General features: G+C 32.6%; 10 protein-coding genes. 5 read left to right on the forward strand and 5 right to left on the reverse strand.

Annotated features, from left to right (window positions below; all coding sequences use genetic code 11):
* Positions 1-154: 154 nt before the first annotated feature.
* From K8B81_RS07550 to K8B81_RS07570, 5 genes are all read right to left on the reverse strand, one after another.
* Complete coding sequence (locus K8B81_RS07550; protein WP_223680506.1) at positions 155-1,276, reverse strand: alpha/beta hydrolase-fold protein; 1,122 nt, start codon at positions 1,274-1,276, stop codon at positions 155-157.
* Between the two features lie 25 nt (positions 1,277-1,301).
* Positions 1,302-2,594 (reverse strand): glycosyl hydrolase family 8, encoded by a 1,293-nt coding sequence (locus tag K8B81_RS07555; RefSeq protein ID WP_223680509.1) that lies wholly within the window; start codon positions 2,592-2,594, stop codon positions 1,302-1,304.
* A gap of 111 nt (positions 2,595-2,705) precedes the next feature.
* On the reverse strand, positions 2,706-3,665 hold the full coding sequence (locus K8B81_RS07560; protein WP_223680511.1) for a glycoside hydrolase family 43 protein: 960 nt from the start codon (positions 3,663-3,665) through the stop codon (positions 2,706-2,708).
* Positions 3,666-3,719: 54 nt separating this feature from the next.
* Positions 3,720-6,314 (reverse strand): glycoside hydrolase family 31 protein, encoded by a 2,595-nt coding sequence (locus K8B81_RS07565; RefSeq protein WP_223680513.1) that lies wholly within the window; start codon positions 6,312-6,314, stop codon positions 3,720-3,722.
* Between the two features lie 623 nt (positions 6,315-6,937).
* Complete coding sequence (locus tag K8B81_RS07570; protein ID WP_223680515.1) at positions 6,938-9,052, reverse strand: thioredoxin domain-containing protein; 2,115 nt, start codon at positions 9,050-9,052, stop codon at positions 6,938-6,940.
* A 282-nt stretch (positions 9,053-9,334) separates the two neighbouring features.
* On the opposite strand from K8B81_RS07570, the gene K8B81_RS07575 reads away from it, so the two are divergent.
* The 5 genes from K8B81_RS07575 (at position 9,335) to K8B81_RS07595 (ending at position 21,082) form a co-directional block, all read left to right on the forward strand.
* Positions 9,335-10,801: an MFS transporter gene (locus tag K8B81_RS07575; RefSeq protein ID WP_223680517.1), complete on the forward strand. Its 1,467-nt coding sequence runs from the start codon at positions 9,335-9,337 to the stop codon at positions 10,799-10,801.
* A gap of 181 nt (positions 10,802-10,982) precedes the next feature.
* Complete coding sequence (locus tag K8B81_RS07580) at positions 10,983-15,119, forward strand: hybrid sensor histidine kinase/response regulator transcription factor (protein WP_223680520.1); 4,137 nt, start codon at positions 10,983-10,985, stop codon at positions 15,117-15,119.
* Positions 15,120-15,741: 622 nt separating this feature from the next.
* Positions 15,742-18,792, forward strand: coding sequence for a SusC/RagA family TonB-linked outer membrane protein (locus K8B81_RS07585; protein WP_223680627.1), 3,051 nt, complete (start codon positions 15,742-15,744; stop codon positions 18,790-18,792).
* 10 nt (positions 18,793-18,802) lie between these two features.
* Positions 18,803-20,290 carry a RagB/SusD family nutrient uptake outer membrane protein gene (locus tag K8B81_RS07590; RefSeq protein ID WP_223680522.1) on the forward strand — a complete coding sequence of 496 codons (1,488 nt, stop codon included), beginning with the start codon at positions 18,803-18,805 and terminating at the stop codon, positions 20,288-20,290.
* Positions 20,291-20,539: 249 nt separating this feature from the next.
* The gene (locus K8B81_RS07595; protein WP_223680524.1) at positions 20,540-21,082 is read left to right on the forward strand and encodes a hypothetical protein; all 543 of its coding nucleotides are present in this window, start codon (positions 20,540-20,542) and stop codon (positions 21,080-21,082) included.
* Positions 21,083-21,227: the final 145 nt, after the last annotated feature.

The raw sequence follows: 21,227 nt of genomic DNA on the forward strand, positions 1-21,227 counted from the left end.
CAAATCAGTAAAGCTAAAAAGTATTGCCACTTTCGATAAAATTCTTTTTTGAATTAAAAAGAATAGTGCTGATGAAATATTAGCTATTCTCTAAATAATTCATCAGCAAATTTGTATTTACTCAGATCAATAGATTCATCCAATTAAAAATCTATTATTTAAATAAAAGTGGAGCTAATTCTTTAAAGCTTCGGCGCCAGGTCTGAAATTCATGTCCTGTGTTATCAGAAATGTAGGAAACAGCATTAAAACCTGCACTTTTAAGACTTGATACTGCACTTTTAACACCATCAGGACGTTCTTTACTTCCACAACTTAAAAAGATAAGTTTTACTTTTGATTTATCCTTAATATCTTCTGGTTTATAAGTTCCTCCACTAAGAAGTGCATAATGAGAGAAAACTTCAGGTTTATTAAGTGTTATACTTTTTGTTTCCATGCCTCCCATTGATAAGCCTGCCATTGCACGATTCGCATGATTGGCAACTGTACGAAAATTGGAATCAACATACGGAATTAATTCATCTACAAGAACCGTTTGAAAAGGTTCTATTTTGAAACTTGACAAACTACCAAATTTCACTTCATTCGTCATTCCGTAAGTCATTACAATGATAAAGGGTTTAATTTTTCCTTCTGCAATCAAATTATCCATGATTAAATTTACACGTCCCTGATTGCTCCACGCGGTTTCATCTTCTCCCCAGCCATGCTGCAAATACAAAACCGGATATTGTTTAGCTTTGTCTTTATGGTAACCAGGTGGTGTATAAACAAATGCCCTGCGGGATGTATTAGTGCTTTTTGAAGGGAAAAGGATTTGCTGTACATTTCCGTGCGGAACATCTTTTAGTGCATAAAAATCCTGATCATGTGCCGGAATTTCAATACCGCTTTCCCAACGGGTAGAGCCATAAAAATTGAGTGCACCCGGATCGTTAAAAACACCTCCATCGACAGTTACATGATAATAATGAAAACCTTCATCCATGATATTGGCTGTGGTGCCTCTCCAATAGCCATCTTCACTTTTTGTGAGAGCAGTTCCTCCTTTTGCACCACCTAAACCAAGACTTACAACAACAGATTTAGCTTCAGGAGCCAAAATTTGAAAACGCGCATAACCCTGAGAATTAACCTGAGGATATTCCTGGCCTGGCTGATTAAGGGTTGAAGGTTTAAAATCCTCAGCAATGGAAGCCTGACTTGTTTGCGAAAAACCTGCAAAACCTGATAAAATAAATGCGTATAGCATTACGACTGCATATTGTTTCATATTTTTATTTTTTTAGATTAAAAATTTATTTAACTGTCGGAGGTATGATTTGGTACTTCCCGCTAAGGTGCATTAAGCTGAAGAGATACATTAACCCATCATAATAGGGATCAAAATAACCATCTTCATAAGGTTCAAGCTTGGCCTTCCAAAGCGCGTGAACAAAATCAATGCTTTTTTTATCTGGATTAACTAATGATGCTGTTGCTGAAGTCCCTACTAATCCTATTGAGTGTCTGAGTTTTTTGACTGGTCCGGCCTGCAGAATAAAATCTGGTGTGGAACCATCAAGATTGTATTGATCTACAAATGTTTCTATCCCTTTAGACCTAAGGAAGTTTTGAAATTTCACAGCATATTCTTCCTGCCATTTTTTATCTTTTCCGTACCAGGTATAATCCATCGCAATATTCATAGGAACACGCCAGGAATCATAACGAAATCCTGCTGGCATCCATGGTGTAGGATGTGGTTCTCCGCTAAACTCTGTATAATCTGAATTTAGACCTGTTACGGGATGACATGCCTTATGCAGAAAATTACGGGAAACTTCAGCACATTCTTTGTAAAACTCTTCATGTCCGTCTTTGGCATACAAAGCCCATATTTCATAGAATGCCGGAACATGATAGGATGGGTCTGTCCATTCGTATCCTCGCCCTTCTGGCACAAATGATATTTGTTTGTGTTCTGTATTAATGATATTATGGATATTACCAGTACCATCTTTTTTCCACATGGCATCTAATATTCTTCGTGCTTCATTGTAATAATGAATCCCGGTATCATTTCCCCACTTGTTCGAAGCAAAAAGCAAACTGGTTACGTAATACAATTCTCCGTCTGATGCAGAGCCAGGTGAATTTTGTTTTTTAGTTTCAGGATTTACACTCCATGCAAAATAGCCTTCTCTTGGTCCATCCTGATGCTGCATGTATTTTACTGACCATCTCCAGAGACGATCAAAAACCTTTTTTTTATCGAGCTGAACTGCAACCATCATTCCGTATGACATTCCTTCAGTACGTGCATCTTTATTTTTTACATCAGAAACATATCCTAAAGAATCACCTTCTTCAAAATAAACCTTATTTGGTCCTTCAAAAACATCATAATAAGCTTTGGCTACTTTTTTATCTATTTCGTCCTGGCTATACCCTGCTTCTTTAAACAGATTGCGATAATGCGGAATTTCAGCCTTTGATTTTTCTGCTTTCTTTTTATTCTGGCAAATCGCTAAAACCGGCACAAACAATCCGAAAATAAGTATTAAAATAAGGATTTTAGCATGCGAGTCTCTTTTAAATTTTGTATTCATTTTATATTTTTTATTTTAATTTTAATCTGGAATGAACTTCAAGTTCAAAGTTTTTCATTCAAATAGAAATGAGAATGATTATTTTCGTTAAATTAAATAATAAGTATTATTTTATTTTATTTTATCTACCCCTTTGGTAGTCTGTATTATTTTTTGAATAGTTCCATCTGGATTATAATACATGTAGTCTACACAAACAGAACGCCTGTAACTTCCTCCAGTAGGTAAACTTCCATTATGATAAAAAAAGTATGATTTGCCTTTGTAATCTATAATTCCAGGGTGTGTTGTAAAACTATTGGTTACATTTTCTTGTATTAAACCCTGATGTTTCCAAGGTCCGGTTGGACTATCTGATGTACAATATTCTATTGTTTCTGCCTTTTCTCCTTTACTGGCATATACTAAATAATACATTTTTTTTCTTTTGTATATCCAGGGTCCTTCTATAAAGTTTTTTGGTTTTAAATAGTTAATTTGACCATCAATCTCAATCATATTTTCTTTAAGCTTCACCCATTTACAGCTTGCATTTCCCCAATACATATAGGCCTGTCCATCGTCATCAATCATTACTGTAGGATCGATATCATCCCAGGAATGTTTCATGTCTGTTGTCATTTCATTAATTACAAGGGCTTTGCCTATCGCATCTTTAAAAGGTCCGGTAGGCTTATCTGAAACTGCAACACCTATAGCTGCTCCGCCTCCACTCACATCATCTTTTTTATGAAATGTGGAAACAAACCAATAAAATTTACCATTTCTTTCAATGCACTGAGCTGCATACGCATCCCCTGTAGCCCATGAAAAAGTACCTGGCGAAAGTGGTGCGCCATGATCTTTCCATGTTGCCATATCAGTGGTGGAAAACACATGCCAGTCGGCCATTTTATAATTAGTATCGGCTTCGGTTGCTACATCGTGTCCTGTGTATAAATACAAAGTACCTTTGTGGACAATAGGTGAAGGATCAGCAGTAAAAATATGCTTAATGATAGGGTTCTGTGCTGTTATTTCAAATGTTGAAATACAACAAAACACCAATAAAATCCTGATATTTAATTTCATGGTCATAGTTTTTTTGGTTATAAATAATTATATGGTTTTCTTATTTTAGTTTAATTACATTTTTATCAAAATTTCCTTGCCGGTATATTTTACTTTTTTAGGAATATCACTCTTTTGTTTTGCAGATATCCATACAATATTCATTGTATATGTTTTCGTCTCGCCATTATAACTACCAATTTGTTTTCCTATAGTTAAACTTTGATTCTTTTCATTCCAAGTGATTGGAATTTCGATATATTTTCCTTTTTCATAATTGTAGTTATCTCCTTCATCATTATAAAAAGTAAAACTTGCATCCTTACCTGCATAGATTCGAATTTCGAGTTCATCCTGTTTAGCTTTTGTATTCTGAATTACATTTCCGATAGGCACAATCGAGCCTTCTTTTACAAAAACTGGTATTTTGTCTAATGTTACGGGAAATTGAATTGTTTGTCCCCCTTCGAATCTTTTGCCGGTCCAGAAATCGTACCATCCGTTTTGTTTTGGTAAATAAACATTCCATTTCGTTACTTCAGGAGCCGTGACCGGTGCGATTAACAATGATTTTCCAAACATATACTGATATGCCTGACTTACAGCAGCTGCATCATAATTAAAATCCATTATTAATGGTCTCATTAAAGTTGAGTTATACTTAGATATTTGCCAGGCTTCAGAATAGATATAGGGCATTAGCTGATATCTAAGATTCAGCATAGAACGCATGTTATTTTCTACCTTTTCTCCATATTTCCAAGGTTCAGTTTCTGTTTGATAACCATGCATACGGAATATTGGATTAAAAACTGCCCATTGAAACCAGCGAATCAGGATTTCATGATACTTTTCATCTTTATACTGTCCTGATCCCGGACGGAAAAATCCACCGATATCGGTAGTCCAATAAGGCATGCCTGTTACATTGTAATTTAAACCCGCAACAATTTGACGTTTGTAAGCATCCCAGTCCCATCCTATATCGCCTGACCAATTAATTGTTCCATATCGCTGCTGTCCTAAAAATGCTGAACGTGTTAGAATCGTTACCCTTTTTTCAGGATTTGTTTTTTTTTGACCTTCATAAACAGCTTTGCTAACAAATAATGGATAGGTCAGCCTATAAAAATCGCCTAATCCAAAATAAGTTTGCTTGCCTCTTAACGCATCATTTTCGGGCTCAGTGGCATCCATCCACCACGAGTCAACACCAAGCGTAAATAAATTTTTGTTAAGTACGTTCCAATGTGTTTTTTGCGTTTCCGGATTATAAATGTCAATCCATGGACTATTGGGAATAAATAAGTTTTTTGACACATATTCTTTACCAATTTCCGATTCTTTATTTAAATTCTCCCAAACAGAAATAGAAAAGTGAGCATTTAAATCATGAATTTCTTTTATAAATTTTTCAGGCTCCGGATAATGTGTTTCATCAAATTTAGGAACACCCCAGCCATACTTTCCCCAATATTGCCAGTCTTGTACAATTACATCTACAGGCAGGTTACGTTTTCTGAATTCTCTGATTGTTGAAACCAAATGTTCTCCCGAGGTATATCGTTCGCGACACTGCCAAAATCCAAATGCCCATTTAGGCAGCATTGGTACATTTCCCGTAAGGTTACGATAATTCGCTATGATTTCGTCTGTATTCTTTCCTGCAAAAACAATATAATCTAGCGATTTGGCATTGGGCGAATTGAAAACAGTTTCATCATTAGTTAGTTTTAAACTAAGAGATGGCGTATTGCTAGATTTGCAAACCACTTTTACAGTGTGCTCACCTGCTTTTAATTCGACTAATTTACTCACTGCTGGCGGCAGCCATAAATTAGATTGATTGATCACATCTATGCCGTCAATCAAAACTAAATGGCGGCTATCCATATCTCCAAGATCCAGCATTAGCGAATATTTGCCTTCTTTAGCGATCGAAAAAGTTCCGGAATAAACGGATTGCTGTTGTGAAACTTTTTGTGTGCCTGAAGTTGTAGTTACTTCAACTTCACGTTTTTCACCTTCATTTATTGTATTTCTAATTAAGTCGATATTTTGATTGGTTGGATTAAAATAAGTCAGGCCATACTGATGCCACAATAAACCATATCCCTTATTGGATACCAAAAACGGAATAGCAATCTGTGTATTGACCTGAATTAACTTTCTGGTTACATCTTTCAGATTGTAAAAACCATCCTGAAACTGTCCTAATCCAAATAAATATTCATCTTTAGGAGATTCAAAACCCTGTTCGGCTATAAAACAGGATTCGCCCATAATAATAGTGGGTTTTAATATTCGTGAATTTGCTTTTTCAGTTAAAAAAACTTTGCCTGATGCATCACTATATTTAATGACTCCTGTTTTTTTATTAAACCAAACAGACATTCCTTTTGTACTAAGCTGTAAATTTTCTAAAGACTCTTTTAATTTAAAATTAGGAATGTTTGATTTGTTTATCAGAACGAAATCTTGCTCTTCTTTTAACTTTCCTATTTCATATTGTATTCGGATTGATTTTTCGGTAAGAGGAATTATGTTTAGCACACCGTCAGATAATTCAATAGCCAATTTATCTTTACTTAGAATATGCTTTTTATATTGTTGTGCACTAATTGAAGTGAATAAAAAGCCTAAAATTAAAATGTAAACTGTTTTTTGCATTTTTATTTTATATATTAATTTATCATTTATTCGATTGGTATTAATGAAACTAAAGAACCCCACCTAAGAAGTAATGAGTTTTGTATCATTCCATACAATTGAAAACTCCTGGCTTCGTTTGGTAATTCATTTATAATTTTGGAATAAAAAAGCCGAAAGGGATTTGAACTTCCGGCTTTAATTTAAAAAACTAACACTAACTAACATTAGTTATAAACTATCTATACAACTAGGAATATAACCAAATATTAAACTTTTAAATCCTGCTCAAAATAATTTTACTTATTTCTCGCAATCAATTATATTAATTAGAGACTACTAATAAAAGATGTATTCTCTTTAAACTACATGCAAATTCTTATCAATGACACACAAATTTCCTTTATCATGCTATTCTGAGCAACTTAAAAAAAATAATCTCTGTAGAGTAAAAAATAAATCACCGTAGACAATAAGTGTATTTATTACAAATATATAAAAATATTTAATAAAACAATCGGTTGTTTTTTATTTTTATTGTTAATTTTAAATAAATAAAACAGGTAAAAAACATTGTGTGTATTTATATAGTTAAAAAAACACAATATTCATTATCAACATTGTTCATTATAGATACTAAATCCTTATAAACTATTTTTTATTTTAGAAACAGCTGTACTGACCTCTTTTTCGGGTTTTTTGCAAGCTTTATTTACACAAACGTAGATATAGGTTTCATTATTTACAAAACGATCCTTTAAAATTGGGAGAGTACTTTCTTTTGTTGAGCCAGCTATAAGAATGTTAGGCAAATAGTAACTTTGAAGTTGAATTGTTTTAGCAATTGCCTCTTTTCCAGAAATGGCAACTTCAAAATAATTATCAGTATAATTCAGCATTAAATTTAACCAGTTATAATATTCTCCTGGTGACTGCAATACATCATCTTTTATATTATTTAGCATTCTTTCAGCTGTTTTGGCATATACATCATTAGAATAATAAAGCCCCAGGCGAAATAGATTATTTGCAAAAATTGAATTTGATCCTGGAATCACATTGTCAGCAATTTCCATCTTCCTGGCAATTAGATTTGCCGAACTGCCAGATGTAAAATAAAACATATTTGATTTTTCATCCCAAAAGTGTTTCATCGCATAATCTGTTAATTGCCTGGCTTTGCGTAACCATTGTTCATCTAATGTAATCTGATAAATTGCAATAAATGCATCTGCAACTGTGGCATAATCTTCAGAAAAACCAGCGATAGTACTTTTTCCCTCTTTATAACTGTGATTTAAACTTCCATCTTTTTTAAGCTGGTTATTTACAATAAAACTGGCGTTTTTTAATGCGATTTGCTTGTAGTGCGGATTTTTGAATGCACGATAAGCACTAACATAACCTTTTATCATTAAAGCATTCCAGGAAGTAAGGGTTTTATTGTCTAAATGAGGCCGGGATCTTTTGTTTCTGGCTGTTAATACTATTTGCTTCCAGTTTTTTACTTTGGCTTCCAGTTCTTTCAGATTCAATTTATTGCTTATCGCAAAATCTTTATCTGATTGATTTTTAAACAAAACATATTGCTGATTTTCCCATAATCCGTTTTCATTAATATTAAAATATTTTTGAAAAAGAGCATAATCCGATTTTAATAAAGACTGTAACTCCTCTTTGGTCCAGATATAATACGCCCCTTCTTCTAATTTTCCTTCCTTATTTTTACTGTCTGCATCTAAAGAAGAATAAAAAGCGCCGTTAGAAGCCATAAGCTCCCTCTCTACAAAATCCAGTGTTTCATGAACTGCTTTTTTATATGACTCCTTTTTGGTAACCAGATATGCATCAGAGTATAAACTTACTAACTGTGCATTATCATACAGCATTTTTTCAAAATGAGGAATATGCCATTTTGTATCTACTGAATATCTTGAAAAGCCTCCACCAATCGCATCATAAATTCCTCCGTCAGCCATTTTGGTAAGTGTCGTTTCTACATATTTTTGAATCGATTTATCAGTATTCTGAATACTGTACCGAAGCAAAAAATTTAATGTACCCGGCATTGGAAATTTCGTTTCACCAACTAATCCTCCCTCTTTATAATCCAAATCCTTCTGCCATGATTTTACAGTTGTAAAAACATCTAATTTTTTAAAATTGGCTTCATCGTTATTGACTTTAATTAATTGTAATTCCTTAATTCCCTTTACTAATTTATCTGCGTATTCAATAGTTTTTTGGGGATTGTTTCTATATAAATCAGAGATTTCAGTCAGCGCTTTAGTCCACTCCTCTTTTGTAAAATAGGTACCTCCAAAAATAGGACGACCATCAGGAAGTGCAATACAGTTTAATGGCCAACCACCTTTTCCTGTCATCAATTGTACTGCATTCATGTAGATTTGGTCAATATCAGGACGCTCCTCCCTGTCTACTTTTATACTGATAAAATTATCGTTCATTAATTTCGCTACAGCTTCGTTTTCAAAACTCTCTTCTTCCATCACATGACACCAATGACATGCCGAATAACCTACAGAAATAATAATGAGTTTGTTTTCTTTCTTTGCTTTTTCAAGGGTTTCATTATTCCATGCTTTCCAATCTACCGGATTATGTGCATGCTGTAAAAGATACGGACTCGTTTCATCAACCAGGTCATTGGTATATTTATGATTTTCCTGATTATTCTGTTTGTTATTACAGCTTATAATAAGACATGAAATGATTAATAAAAGGGATAAAAAACGCATATAAATTGAATAAAACAAGTGATTAATTATATGAAAATGAGGGTATGTTTTTAACTAAGAAGCTAAAATAACAATTTATATTTAATAGATTCAATGTTATCAAATTATGCTTCAAATATGCTATTAAACGCTTCAAAATTGACAATCATATTTCAACTTTCAAGCTATTTTTACCGATTCGTTTTCATCAAAAATGAATAAAAAACATGTTCATTCTGATAAAATTTATTTAAATAATATTTTTCAAATTGGTATAGATCCCAATAAAAAACAGCATCTTATATGAATAACACATCACAAAAACTTTCAGTAATAGAAAAAATAGGTTATGGTTTAGGTGATTTTGCAGCAAATTTAATTTTTCAGACATTATTGACCTTTCTGGCTTTCTTTTACACAGATGTTTATAAAATTCCAGCCGGTACAGCAAGTGTTATTATTTTTATTGGTGGTTTTATAGGTGCTTTTTTCAATATCATTATGGGAATTATTGCTGACCGTACTAAAACGAAATGGGGGAAATTCAGGCCCTGGATATTATGGACTGCATTCCCTTTTGGCATTGCTTCAGTCCTGTCTTTTCTAACTCCTGATTTTGGGCTCAGAGGCAAAATAGCCTATACATTCCTTACTTACTTTTTTTTAGTGTTAATTTATGCCGCAAACAATTTACCGTATGTTGCTTTAAGCGGTGTGTTGACAGGCGATATGAAAGAAAGAAACAGTCTCTCTTCCTATCGTTTTGTAGCTGTAATGATCGCTCAATTTATAATTCAGTCGCTTTTATTACCACTGGTTTTAATTCTTGGGCACGGTGATAAAGCTGTTGGTTTTAAAAATACAATGCTATTATTTGCTATTGTGGGGGTAATTTGTTTACTGATTACTTTCTTCACCACGAAAGAAAGAATCGTTCCTAAAAAAAATCAGGAATCTTCTGTTAAGCAGGATTTTATAGATTTATCTAAAAACGGTCCCTGGATTGTTATGGTATTAGTTACTATTTTGGTTTTTATAACCTTGTCCTTAAAGGGCGGAATGTATGTTTTTTACTTTAAATATTATTTAGATCCTGCTGCACAAACTCTTTTTTTAAAGGATATTGGCTTTACTTCATTTATTGGTTCGGTGAATAACTTGCTAACTGGAATTGGATTAACAGATCTTCAGTGGCCAAAAGATGTTCCTACTACTGCCTTTAGTCTTTTTAATGCTGGTGGAATTCTTTTTATGATTTTTGGAATTATGTTTTCAAAATCCCTTGCAAATGCATTTGGAAAAAGAAATATTTACATCACCTTCATATTTTTATCAGCTATAAGCTTATTGCTTTTTAATTTTTACAGCAAAACAGCTATTACAATGGTTTTTGTTACGCAATTAATACATGGATTTATTTATGGCATAACCATTCCGTTATTATGGGCAATGATCGCTGATGTAGCGGATTATAGCGAATGGAAAAATAACCGAAGAGCAACAGCAACAATTTTTTCGGCAATGATTTTCGGATTAAAGATAGGAATAAGTATTGGAGGTGCTTTGGGAGCCGCTTTTTTATCCAAATATGGTTATGTAGCAGAAGAAGTTCATCAGGTATCAGCAGCGCTTGAAGGAATTAAATTATCAATAAGTATCTATCCTGGTTTTATATTTATTATAAGTGCTGTTTTATTATGCTTTTATGTAATTGATAAAGACATGGAAATTGAAATTGAAAATGATTTAAGAGAAAGAAGAGAGAAGTAATATGGTTTTGGATAACATAAAAAATTCAGGTTATTTAGACTGATTCTTATTCATTATGATAAAAAACACACCTAAAAATATCTTTAAAATAGTACTAAAATTGAATCCTAAAAAAAACAAATAGTTGGTTTTCAATTAAAATAGTATATATTTAATTCTAATTTCATTAATCATAATATAAATGCTTCCACAAAAATGTTTTAGAATCTGTGTCATCTTATTCTTTACAATTCATTGTTTGTTTTCTCAAAATACATTTGAAAACTACCAGTTTAGACTCGTAAGTAAAGAAACTTCCAAGAGCGGCATTTACACCATTGCACAGGATCAGTCTGGAGTTATCTGGATTGGCACAAACGGAGCTGGTCTATACAAATTCGATGGGGTTAACTATGTAGCTTACGAGCAAAACTCTAAAATAACCAATTCTATTAATAGCAATTTAATTTATGTTGTTTACGTAGATAAACACAACCGATTGTGGGCAGGTACAGACGAAGGTTTATGCCTGTATAACAGAAATTTGAATACTTTTGAAAATATTGAAATTCAAAAGAAAACCAGAAACAAAACGGTAATTTCTGTTAAAAGTATTGTAGAAGATAATAATGGAAATCTTTTTTTGGGAACATTTAATGGCGGCCTATTAAAACTAAATACAAATACCCGAAAAATTACTTCAATAAAACTGGACATCCCAAATTCAGAAAATTGCCTTATTAATTGTCTTGCAAAAGATAAAAATGGTACAATCTATTTAGGAACTAATTTTGGTCTGAAAGTAGTTGATCCAATAAGAAATAAAATCAAAAAAGTTAAAATCAACTATGCCGATCAACTGCTTAAAGGGACTTTAGTATCGATGTGCATTGACAGTAAACAAAATTTATGGATTGGTAATGGTTATAAAGGGCTGGTAAAAGTAGACTTAAATCAGAAGACCAAACAAGCTATATTGTATCCCATAACCACGAAAAGAATTATGTCTATACTGGCAACAGACCCTAAAACTATTTTGTGTGCCACAGAAAACGATGGGCTAATTATTGTAGATGATAAGGGCGATATCCAGAAAAAATATGTCAACAGCAAATTCAATAGCCGCAGTTTAAGCTCAAACTCAGTCTGGTCATTATTTTTGGATAAAGAAAAAAGAATTTGGCTGGGTTATTACAACAAAGGCCTTGGCGTTTTTGATAAGATAAACAGCAAAGTAAATATTATAGAAAGTCTCCCGGGAAATCCTCAATCATTACAAACCAGTTGTGTGACCGGTATCGCAAAGGATAGTGAAGGCCAGTTATGGATTTCTATGGAAGGCGGCGGTGTTGATGTTTATAATCCGAAAACTAAACTTTTTAGACATATTACAAAATCTGATACCAGCCTGTATTCCGGATTAACCAATGACAATATCACAAATGTATTTATAGATAAAAATCAGGACATTTGGTTATCAAGCTGGAATGAGGGCATTTTTGTTTTAAAGAAAGGCAGCCGAAATTTTATTAATTACAATACAAAAAATACTCCTGGTTTGACTTCAGACAATATTATGAGTATTGCTCAGGATTCCAGAGGTGTTATCTGGATAGGTACTTTTGCGAAAGGGCTCCATTATTATACGCCATCAGATGGCAAATTTCACCATTGTGACTCTAAACCATTTTACACAAATGGGCTGACTAATTTAGATATCAGAAAAGTGATTGCTGATTCTGACAATGCTGTTTGGGTGGGTTCAACAACAGGTCTCTACAAAGTTAATACGGATGATTTTGTCACTTTTTCAGTAACTTCTTTTCGGAATAAAATGTCTGAAAAGCTTAAAAATCATAAAAGTACACATACCATCAACACCTTATATCAAGCCAGCAACAAAGAAATCTGGATTGGTACTGATGGTGCCGGACTATTTAGCTACAATAAAAAAACAGATGTATTAAAATGGTATATTAATTTCAAGGGGCTACATGAAAAATCTATTTCATCCATTTCTGAATCGAATGACGGATCTATTTGGATAAGTGGGAAAAAAGGAATTACCAAACTTGATTTAAAAAACAAAATTTCACTCAATTATTCTACATATGATGGATTGCTTGGAAACGACTTTAATAATAATTCTGTACTAAAAGATAAAAATGGACTGCTTTATTTTGGAAGCTACGAAGGCGTAAATTACTTTGACCCTGAAAGTTTAGTCAGAAGCAAAAAACAGCTTCCAATTTACCTGACTGATTTAAAACTTTTTAACAAGTCAGTAGCGCCACTCGAAAAAAATTCACCTCTGATTAAAGTATTATCAGAAACAAAAAAAATAATCCTTAAGCATGATCAGTCTGTATTTACAATTGATTTCATTGCAATTAATTATTCTTTTCCTGCCAGAAATGAATTTGCTTATTATTTAGAAGGATTTGAAGATTCATGGAATTATGTTGGCAGTAAACGTTCTGCCACTTACACTAACTTAGCACCGGGCAATTATGTTTTTAAGGTTAAAGCATCAGAAAAAAATGGAGTTTGGAATACCAAACCATTAGAATTAAAAATCGAAATTTTACCACCATGGTGGAAAACATCTTTTGCTTACCTTTTTTATTCCTTATTATTATTCGCTGCAGTCCATTTTGCAAATCAATACTATCAAAATCGTTTTAAACAAAAACAAATGATAGAGTTTGAACAGAAAAAAGCGATTCAAATTGAAAAATTAAATAATAAAAAATTACAATTCTTTACCAATATATCACATGAGTTCAGGACTCCGCTTACTTTAATTTTAAATCCATTAGGAGATATAATAAAAAATAACAGTACAGAATTACCTGAAGGAGTGGTCAGTAAATTGAAAACTATTCAGAAAAGTTCAGACAGGCTTTCCAGATTAATTAATGAGTTAATGGATTTCAACCAATTGCAGTTTAACCAAATGACCATTAAACTACAGTTTATTGAGGTTATAAGTTTTACAAAAGAAATCGTCAGTTACTTTGATGAAGAAGCATCCAGCAGGGGTATTCATCTGCAGTTTGAGTCAAACAAAACATCTTTAAAAGACTGGATAGACCCTAAAATGTTCGAGAAAATTATTTTTAATGTAGTCTCAAATGCTTTTAAAGTTACTCCCGATAATGGAAAAATAAAGGTAAAAATAGTGGTGAATGAGAAATTTATAAATTTTCCGATGATCAATTCCACCGACGCTTATCCTTCATTTGAAATTATTGTGGAAGATAACGGCGCGGGACTTGACAAAAAAGATATTAAGAAAATATTTGACCGTTTTTATCAGGTCAACAACTTAAACAAGGCTTATTATGGAAGTACCGGAATAGGATTAGAAGTTGTACGCGGATTTGTAGAACTACATAAAGGAATAATTGAAGTCGAAAGTGAATTGGGAGTTGGCACAACTTTCAAGCTAATATTTCCTGTTGGAAAAGATTTTTTTAATGAGAACGAAATATCATTAGAGGAATATAAAAAAGAAAAAAGAATAAGCTATACACCAGTAATTGAAAAAACAGAGGAGGAACTACAAGATGATCAGGAAAAACAAGATCGAATTTACACGATTTTGATTGTTGAAGACAATGTAGAACTTCGAAATTATTTAAAAAACGAACTCAAAAAAGAATATAAAGTTTTAGTCGCTGAAAATGGTCAGGTTGGTTTGGACTTAGCTTTGCAAAAATTGCCCGACTTAATTTTAACAGATGTAATTATGCCTGTAATGAGCGGCTTGGAATTATGCAAAAATATTAAGTCCAATTTAAAAATCAGTCATATTCCATTAATGATGCTATCTGCTAAAGCCTTGATTAAAGACAAATTAGAAGGTATTGATTCTGGCGCAGATATGTACCTGAGTAAACCCTTTGACATGGACATTTTGAGGTCAAGTCTGGTACAGTTAATCAACAGCAGGCAGATTATGTTTAACAAATTCTACAATGGAATTACGCCAAAAGCAAAAGAAAAAACAACCACCTTAGATAATGAATTTATAAAAAATACCCTGAATTACATTAATGAAAACATTAGTGAACCCGAGCTAAGCGTTGAAGTTTTGGCTTCGAAAGTATTTTTGAGCAGAAGTCAGTTGTATCGAAAAATTAAAACGCTAACGGGTGTATCCGTAAATGAATTTATACGAAACGTTCGTTTAGAAAAAGCAAAAGAACTAATAGAACTGGGCAATGATAATATAACTGAGATTAGTTACAAGGTTGGCTTTAGTTCTCCTTCCTATTTCACAAAATGCTATAAAGAAAAATACGGATATCTACCAACACATAATAACAAACAATAAAAATTAAAACATTTAAAAAGTGGCTGTCTCAAAAGGACAGCTTTTTTGTGTAGAGTATTCTATTATCTAATTTTTTTAACTAAATCATTCTAGTCATTCCTACCTAATATAAATTCATTCTTTTTCTAATTTTTCTCTTACATTTTAATTTTTCAGCATTATCAAATACAAAAAAAATATCTTTTATTTTTTCTGATACTAAAAAAATAATATAAAAATATTAATAATTTCTAAGTTACATTTCTTTACCTGAAACTATCTCTAAATGTTGATTTTACTGGTTTTGTACATCTTATGCTACAAATTTGATAGTTTTTGCATCATTTGTGATATGTGAAATTTATGTTAACGTGATATTTTTGGGTTTAACAATTATCAAATAACTAAAAATAATTACTAACAATTAAAAACAAACTTAAAGCATGAAATGAAAACCAATTATTTATTGAATACCATTTTAAATAAAAAATCGAACAATAAAAATATGATTTGAAAATATAAATTGAGAAAACATATTATTTACTATTTCTAAAATTTTAAAGAACAGAAAATAGAATTCAATAGAATAACAAATTTTACAACCGAACAATTATTTAACTAAACAAAAAACCAATTAACTATGATGTTAAAATTGAAATTTGCAATAATCGCATTGCTTATAGTTAGCACTCAGAATGTGATGGCACAAACTAAAACGATAAAAGGTGTCGTTACGGATCCTTCCGGGGTTCCATTGCCTGGTGCCAGTATTAATGTACAAGGATCCAAAAATAGTGCATCAACTGATTTTGATGGTAACTACGCATTACAAGGAGTTAGTGCGACAGACAAAATAACATTTTCCTACGTTGGATTAACTTCTCAAACAGTGACTGTTGGAGAGCAGACTATTATTAATATCAAATTAGCAGAAGCTGCACAAACCTTAAATGAAGTTGTTGTGGCCTATGGTACTCAAAAGAGAACTAAAGTTACCGGAGCTGTTTCAACGGTTAACTCAAAAGATATTGTGGCAGTACCCATTACTAATGCTGAGTCTGCTTTGCAAGGTAGAGCAGCCGGTGTTACTGTCGTAAATGGTGCTCCAGGTTCAAGCCCAACTGTTAACATTCGTGGTATTGCAACAATGAATAATGATTCTCCTTTATATGTAGTTGATGGAGTTTTAGTGGGTAACTTATCAGGATTAAATCCAAGTGATATTGAATCCATGTCTGTACTAAAAGATGCTTCTACTACTGCTTTATATGGTTCAAAAGCTTTTAATGGAGTAATTATGGTAACTACTAAAAAAGGGAAAAAAGGTCCAGGTCAGCTGAATTTTAGTTCGTATGTAGGTTTTCAAGCAGTTACCAAGCGATATGATGTTCTAAATACGCAACAATATCTTAAGTATGCTAAAGAAGCTTTTAATCAGGATCTAGCGGCAAGGGCTGCTCAATTTGGTAATGTAAATACAAATTGGCAGGACGAAATTTTTCAGACCGGTCTGATGCAGGATTACAATTTGAGTTTTTCAAATGGAACAGAAAATTCTACAAGCCGTTATTCTGCAGGATATTTAAAGCAAGAAGGATCTATTATTGGAACAGGATTTGAACGTTATTCATTCAGGTCAAATAACACCCAAAACATTGGTAAATTAACTATAGGAAGCAGTATTGGGGTGTCTTTTAACAAAACAAATCCAGAACGTGCTTCAGGAGGTAGAACATTATTAGAGCATGCAATCAAAATGGCTCCCTATATCCCTGTATACAATGCTAATAATACAGGTGGATATGAGGGTGTAATTAAAGATATCGACGGAACAAATGATGCAGAAAACCCTGTACGTGTTGCAAATAACGGATATCAGGAAATCATTGGAACTTCTATAATAGGAAACATATTTGCAGAATTAGAAATTTACAAAGGCCTGAAGTTCAGATCTCAAGTTTCTTTAGATTATTATCAAAATAGAGATCATACGTTTATACCAGGTTTTTATGAAGGTACAAATTTTCAAAACTATTCTTCAACTGCAGAAATTAATACTCAAGGTCAAACCATAGTTTTTGATAATAGTTTAACTTATAAAACTACTATTGCAGAGAAACATAATTTTGAAGTATTAGGTGTTATAACTAAAATTGAGAGTAAGAATCGCAATGTTACAGCTGGCAGCCGTAATTATATTTCTAACGACATTGACCAATTGAGCATTACCGATCCAACTTTAACATCGGCTAATTATGAAACTAATAACTTAGGATATGTTGCTCGTATCAACTATGACTATAATGAAAAGTATTTATTTGCTGTTTCTGGACGACGAGATGGTTCTTCTCGTTTTGGAGCCAATAAGCGCTTCGGTAATTTTTATTCTGTAGCTGTAGGTTGGAATATAGCAAAAGAAAGTTTTATGGCAGAATCTATTTTTAGTACTTTAAAGCTTAGAGGAACTGTTGGTACGACGGGTAATGATAAAATTGAAGATTACAGATATGCCTCAGCACTAAATACAAATTACACATACCCAATTGCTGGATCTGCTGCTTTAGGAACAACTGCAGGTGCTGCTCCTAATCCAAATTTACAATGGGAATCCAAAAACGACAGAAATATAGGTTTGGATTTTGGTTTATTTGATGAAAAATTTACGGGATCAGTCGAATATTTCAACAACAAAAGTAGTGATATTCTTTTTGCCGTACCATTAGCTACTTCTCTTGGTGCTCAAGGCGGAACTCAAATACAAAATATTGCCGATGTAAAAGTATCAGGTTTTGAAGTTTCATTAGGTTACAATGACAGACAAGGTGATTTTACCTGGTCAGCAATAGCAAATCTTGGGACTAGTAAAAATGAAGTAACGGCTTTAGCTCCGGGAGTTACAAGTGTTTTAGGCGGCCCTGTACCTCGCGCTGGTTTAGAGAATTTTTCAAGATTGGAAGTAGGTAAACCATTATTCTATTTTTATGGGTATCAAACTAATGGAATTTATCAAAACCAGGCAGAAGTAACTGCTGCTCTTGGTAGCACTCAGACTGCTGTACAACCGGGTGACATTCGATTTGTTGATCGTAATGGTGATAAAGTAATTAACTCAAGTGATAAAACAGATATTGGAAATCCGTATCCAGACTTCACATACGGTTTGAATCTTACTGCTGCTTATAAAAATTTTGATTTCAACTGTTTCATATCAGGAGTTCACGGAAATGATATTTTTAATGCAAATAAATTTGACTTAGAGAGTATGGATCGTCTGTTTGGAGCAAGTACTGATGTTTTAAATAGATCAATTATTACCGGCGGTACTGTTAATAGTAGTGGAGGTCCCGGAGCCCTTACAGGTGGAGTAGTATCAAATCCATCAGCAACACTTCCAAAAGCTGTGGGTGTAAGTCAAAATGCAGGGTCATCAAGTACGAGATATATTGAAGATGGTTCATATACACGATTAAAAAACGTAACTATAGGATATACATTCTCCGGAGATGCATTTAGTAAGTATTTTTCAAAAATACGATTTTATGTAAGTGGACAAAATTTGGTTACTATTACGAATTATTCTGGTTTAGATCCTGAAATAACACGTACTGATGGCAATGCAAATTCTGCCGGGATAGATTTAGGAAGATATCCACAACCTAAATCAGTAATTTTTGGCTTTGATGTTTCATTTTAATATTAAAATAATGAGAAAAATAAAATATACAGTTGTAGTATTATCTGCAATTTTTGCAATAAATTCATGCGACACTAAAGATTTGGAATTATCTAATCCAAATGCACTACTACCTGAAACTTTCTTTAAAACAGAAGGCCAGATACAGTCTTCTGTAAATGCAGCATATGCTAATTTACAAACGAGAGGACTTTACGCAAGACATATCTTCTTTGCTTTAGACCTTATGTCCGGAGAAAATCAAGGAAATGGTGGACTGGAAGGTAATAAAAAACCATTTGGAAATTTTAGTTTTGATGCAAGTAGTGATATTATTCAATACTATTGGGATACCTGCTATTTAGGAATAGCGAAAGCCAATTTTGTGTTGGATAATGAAGAAAAAATTAATGCTTTACAAACTTCAATTATATCTGAAGAAAAAAAGAAAAAATTTTTAGCAGAAGCTCATTTCTTGAGAGCCTATTATTATTTTTTACTAGTACCTCGTTTTGGTGATTTACCAATTTATACAGAACAAACCCTTGTTCCTAAAGCAAGAAGTCCGAAAGCTGAAGTTTATAAATTAATTGAAGAAGATCTTGACTTTGCTTCAAAAAACTTATTAAGTAAAGACGTTGAAGAAAAAGGGAGAGCTACTAAAGAAGCAGCCTATGCTTATTTAGGAAAAGTACTTTTGTATCAAAAGAAATATGATGAGGCTTTAGCAGCTTTTAATAAAGTTACTGGATTTACACTAGAACCAAAAGGTCAGTTCTATAATAATTTTATGGATGAAACAGAGCATGGCCCAGAATCTATTTTTGAGATTGAATATGATGAAGCTTTAGGAGTAGGTGACAAATGGGGTAGTGATACTTCTGGGGAAGGAAAAGCTGAATCGACACTTAGAGGTCAGGAATATGGAAATTTAGATTGGTACAATGTCTGCCCAACGGATGATTTGTTAGATGAATACGAACCTGGCGATCTTCGTTTCGGGGATACTTTTTATGTTCCTGGATCAAAATATAATAAGGGGAATAGTACTATGACAGCTGCAAATTTTGGTAATGGTAGTAGAAGAGCAGGCTGGAAAAAATACCAAAATTACTACAAGAGAACATCCGAATTACAACAATCAAGTATTAATTTTAAAGTTATGCGTTATTCAGATGTATTGCTTATGAAAGCAGAATGTGAAAACCAAAGAACAGGAGGTTCACAAACTGCTGCAATAGCTTATATAAAAGAAGTTAGGGACAGAGCTGGTTTAACAACTAATATCCCAGCAACTAAGGATGATGTTTTTAAAGCCATTATTCACGAACGTAAGGTAGAATTGGCTGGAGAGCAAGTTCGTTTTGATGATCTTATAAGATGGGGTATTGCAGGTACTGATCCTCTATTAAAAAGTAAAGGTTTTCAGGTTGGTAAAAGTGAATTATGGCCAATACCAAACAGAGAAACATCTTCTAATCCGAATATAAAACCAAGTGATAATAATCCTGGTTACTAAATGATTTAAGTTAGTTAGGTTGAGTTAGTGTTTTTATAAACAGCGCATGCTAAATGCGCTGTTTATTTACTAAACTGATAATAATTATCTGCCTAAATACATTTTTAAACTTACACACCAAATTTAATTTTTAATTCCATTAGAAAATAGCCCTACAATATCTATTCTCCCAATTACTATGGTTAATCATTGCAAAAAACAGAATACCAATTATTAAATAATATAAGGACACTGACGTTTTTATTTCATATGAAAAAAATTGCATCGCTTTTTTTAATCGTAACGTTGTTTTACAATGTTTTGGGATTTTATATCATGTTTGCTGAACAACAACAGCAAGTGTGGGTGAATGCTATGAAGAAAACTGATAACTCCAATTTTGAAGTAATTGAAATTAAAATTAATCCTTATGCCTATATTGTAGATTCTGGCTTTGAGGAAGCTAATGAAGATTTTGTGATAGAAAATAAAACCTATCATGTCTTTAAAAAAAGAATTATAAACAACGTTTTAAAATTATATTGTCTAAAGAATTCTCATCGTCAGATGTTGAATAATGATTTAAAAAAAATTGTAGACAGTCAAATATTTGATACCGATTCAAACAAAGAAAATCCAAGTAAAAAATTAATGAAATCCTTTATACAGGATTATATCCCTAATGACAGAATTAATTTAACGACCAATAGTACTAAATTAGTTTACCCTATTACTTTAAACTCTTACAATCCAAAAGGAAAACTCCTTTCAGGGTATTTTACTACGAACTACCCTCCTCCTGATATGGTATAGCATTTCAGATGTTAAAAACATAAAAACAGACCTGATTATAATCATGTTCTGAAATTCCATCTTAGTCCTCTACTCAAGATTGAAACGTTTATTTGAAGTTTAACATCAATTCTCAATTATTAATACTAATTGAAAAGAAAACTAT

The organism is Flavobacterium hibisci, from assembly GCF_020026925.1.
Lineage (GTDB): Bacteria > Bacteroidota > Bacteroidia > Flavobacteriales > Flavobacteriaceae > Flavobacterium > Flavobacterium hibisci.

What these genes read in the sequence shown, in the direction of transcription:
- K8B81_RS07550 (WP_223680506.1), bottom strand. Translation starts at nt 1,276, where the DNA reads ATGAAACAATATGCAGTCGTAATGCTATACGCATTTATTTTATCAGGT.
- K8B81_RS07555 (WP_223680509.1), bottom strand. Translation starts at nt 2,594, where the DNA reads ATGAATACAAAATTTAAAAGAGACTCGCATGCTAAAATCCTTATTTTA.
- K8B81_RS07560 (WP_223680511.1), bottom strand. Translation starts at nt 3,665, where the DNA reads ATGAAATTAAATATCAGGATTTTATTGGTGTTTTGTTGTATTTCAACA.
- K8B81_RS07565 (WP_223680513.1), bottom strand. Translation starts at nt 6,314, where the DNA reads ATGCAAAAAACAGTTTACATTTTAATTTTAGGCTTTTTATTCACTTCA.
- K8B81_RS07570 (WP_223680515.1), bottom strand. Translation starts at nt 9,052, where the DNA reads ATGCGTTTTTTATCCCTTTTATTAATCATTTCATGTCTTATTATAAGC.
- K8B81_RS07575 (WP_223680517.1), top strand. Translation starts at nt 9,335, where the DNA reads ATGAATAACACATCACAAAAACTTTCAGTAATAGAAAAAATAGGTTAT.
- K8B81_RS07580 (WP_223680520.1), top strand. Translation starts at nt 10,983, where the DNA reads ATGCTTCCACAAAAATGTTTTAGAATCTGTGTCATCTTATTCTTTACA.
- K8B81_RS07585 (WP_223680627.1), top strand. Translation starts at nt 15,742, where the DNA reads ATGTTAAAATTGAAATTTGCAATAATCGCATTGCTTATAGTTAGCACT.
- K8B81_RS07590 (WP_223680522.1), top strand. Translation starts at nt 18,803, where the DNA reads ATGAGAAAAATAAAATATACAGTTGTAGTATTATCTGCAATTTTTGCA.
- K8B81_RS07595 (WP_223680524.1), top strand. Translation starts at nt 20,540, where the DNA reads ATGAAAAAAATTGCATCGCTTTTTTTAATCGTAACGTTGTTTTACAAT.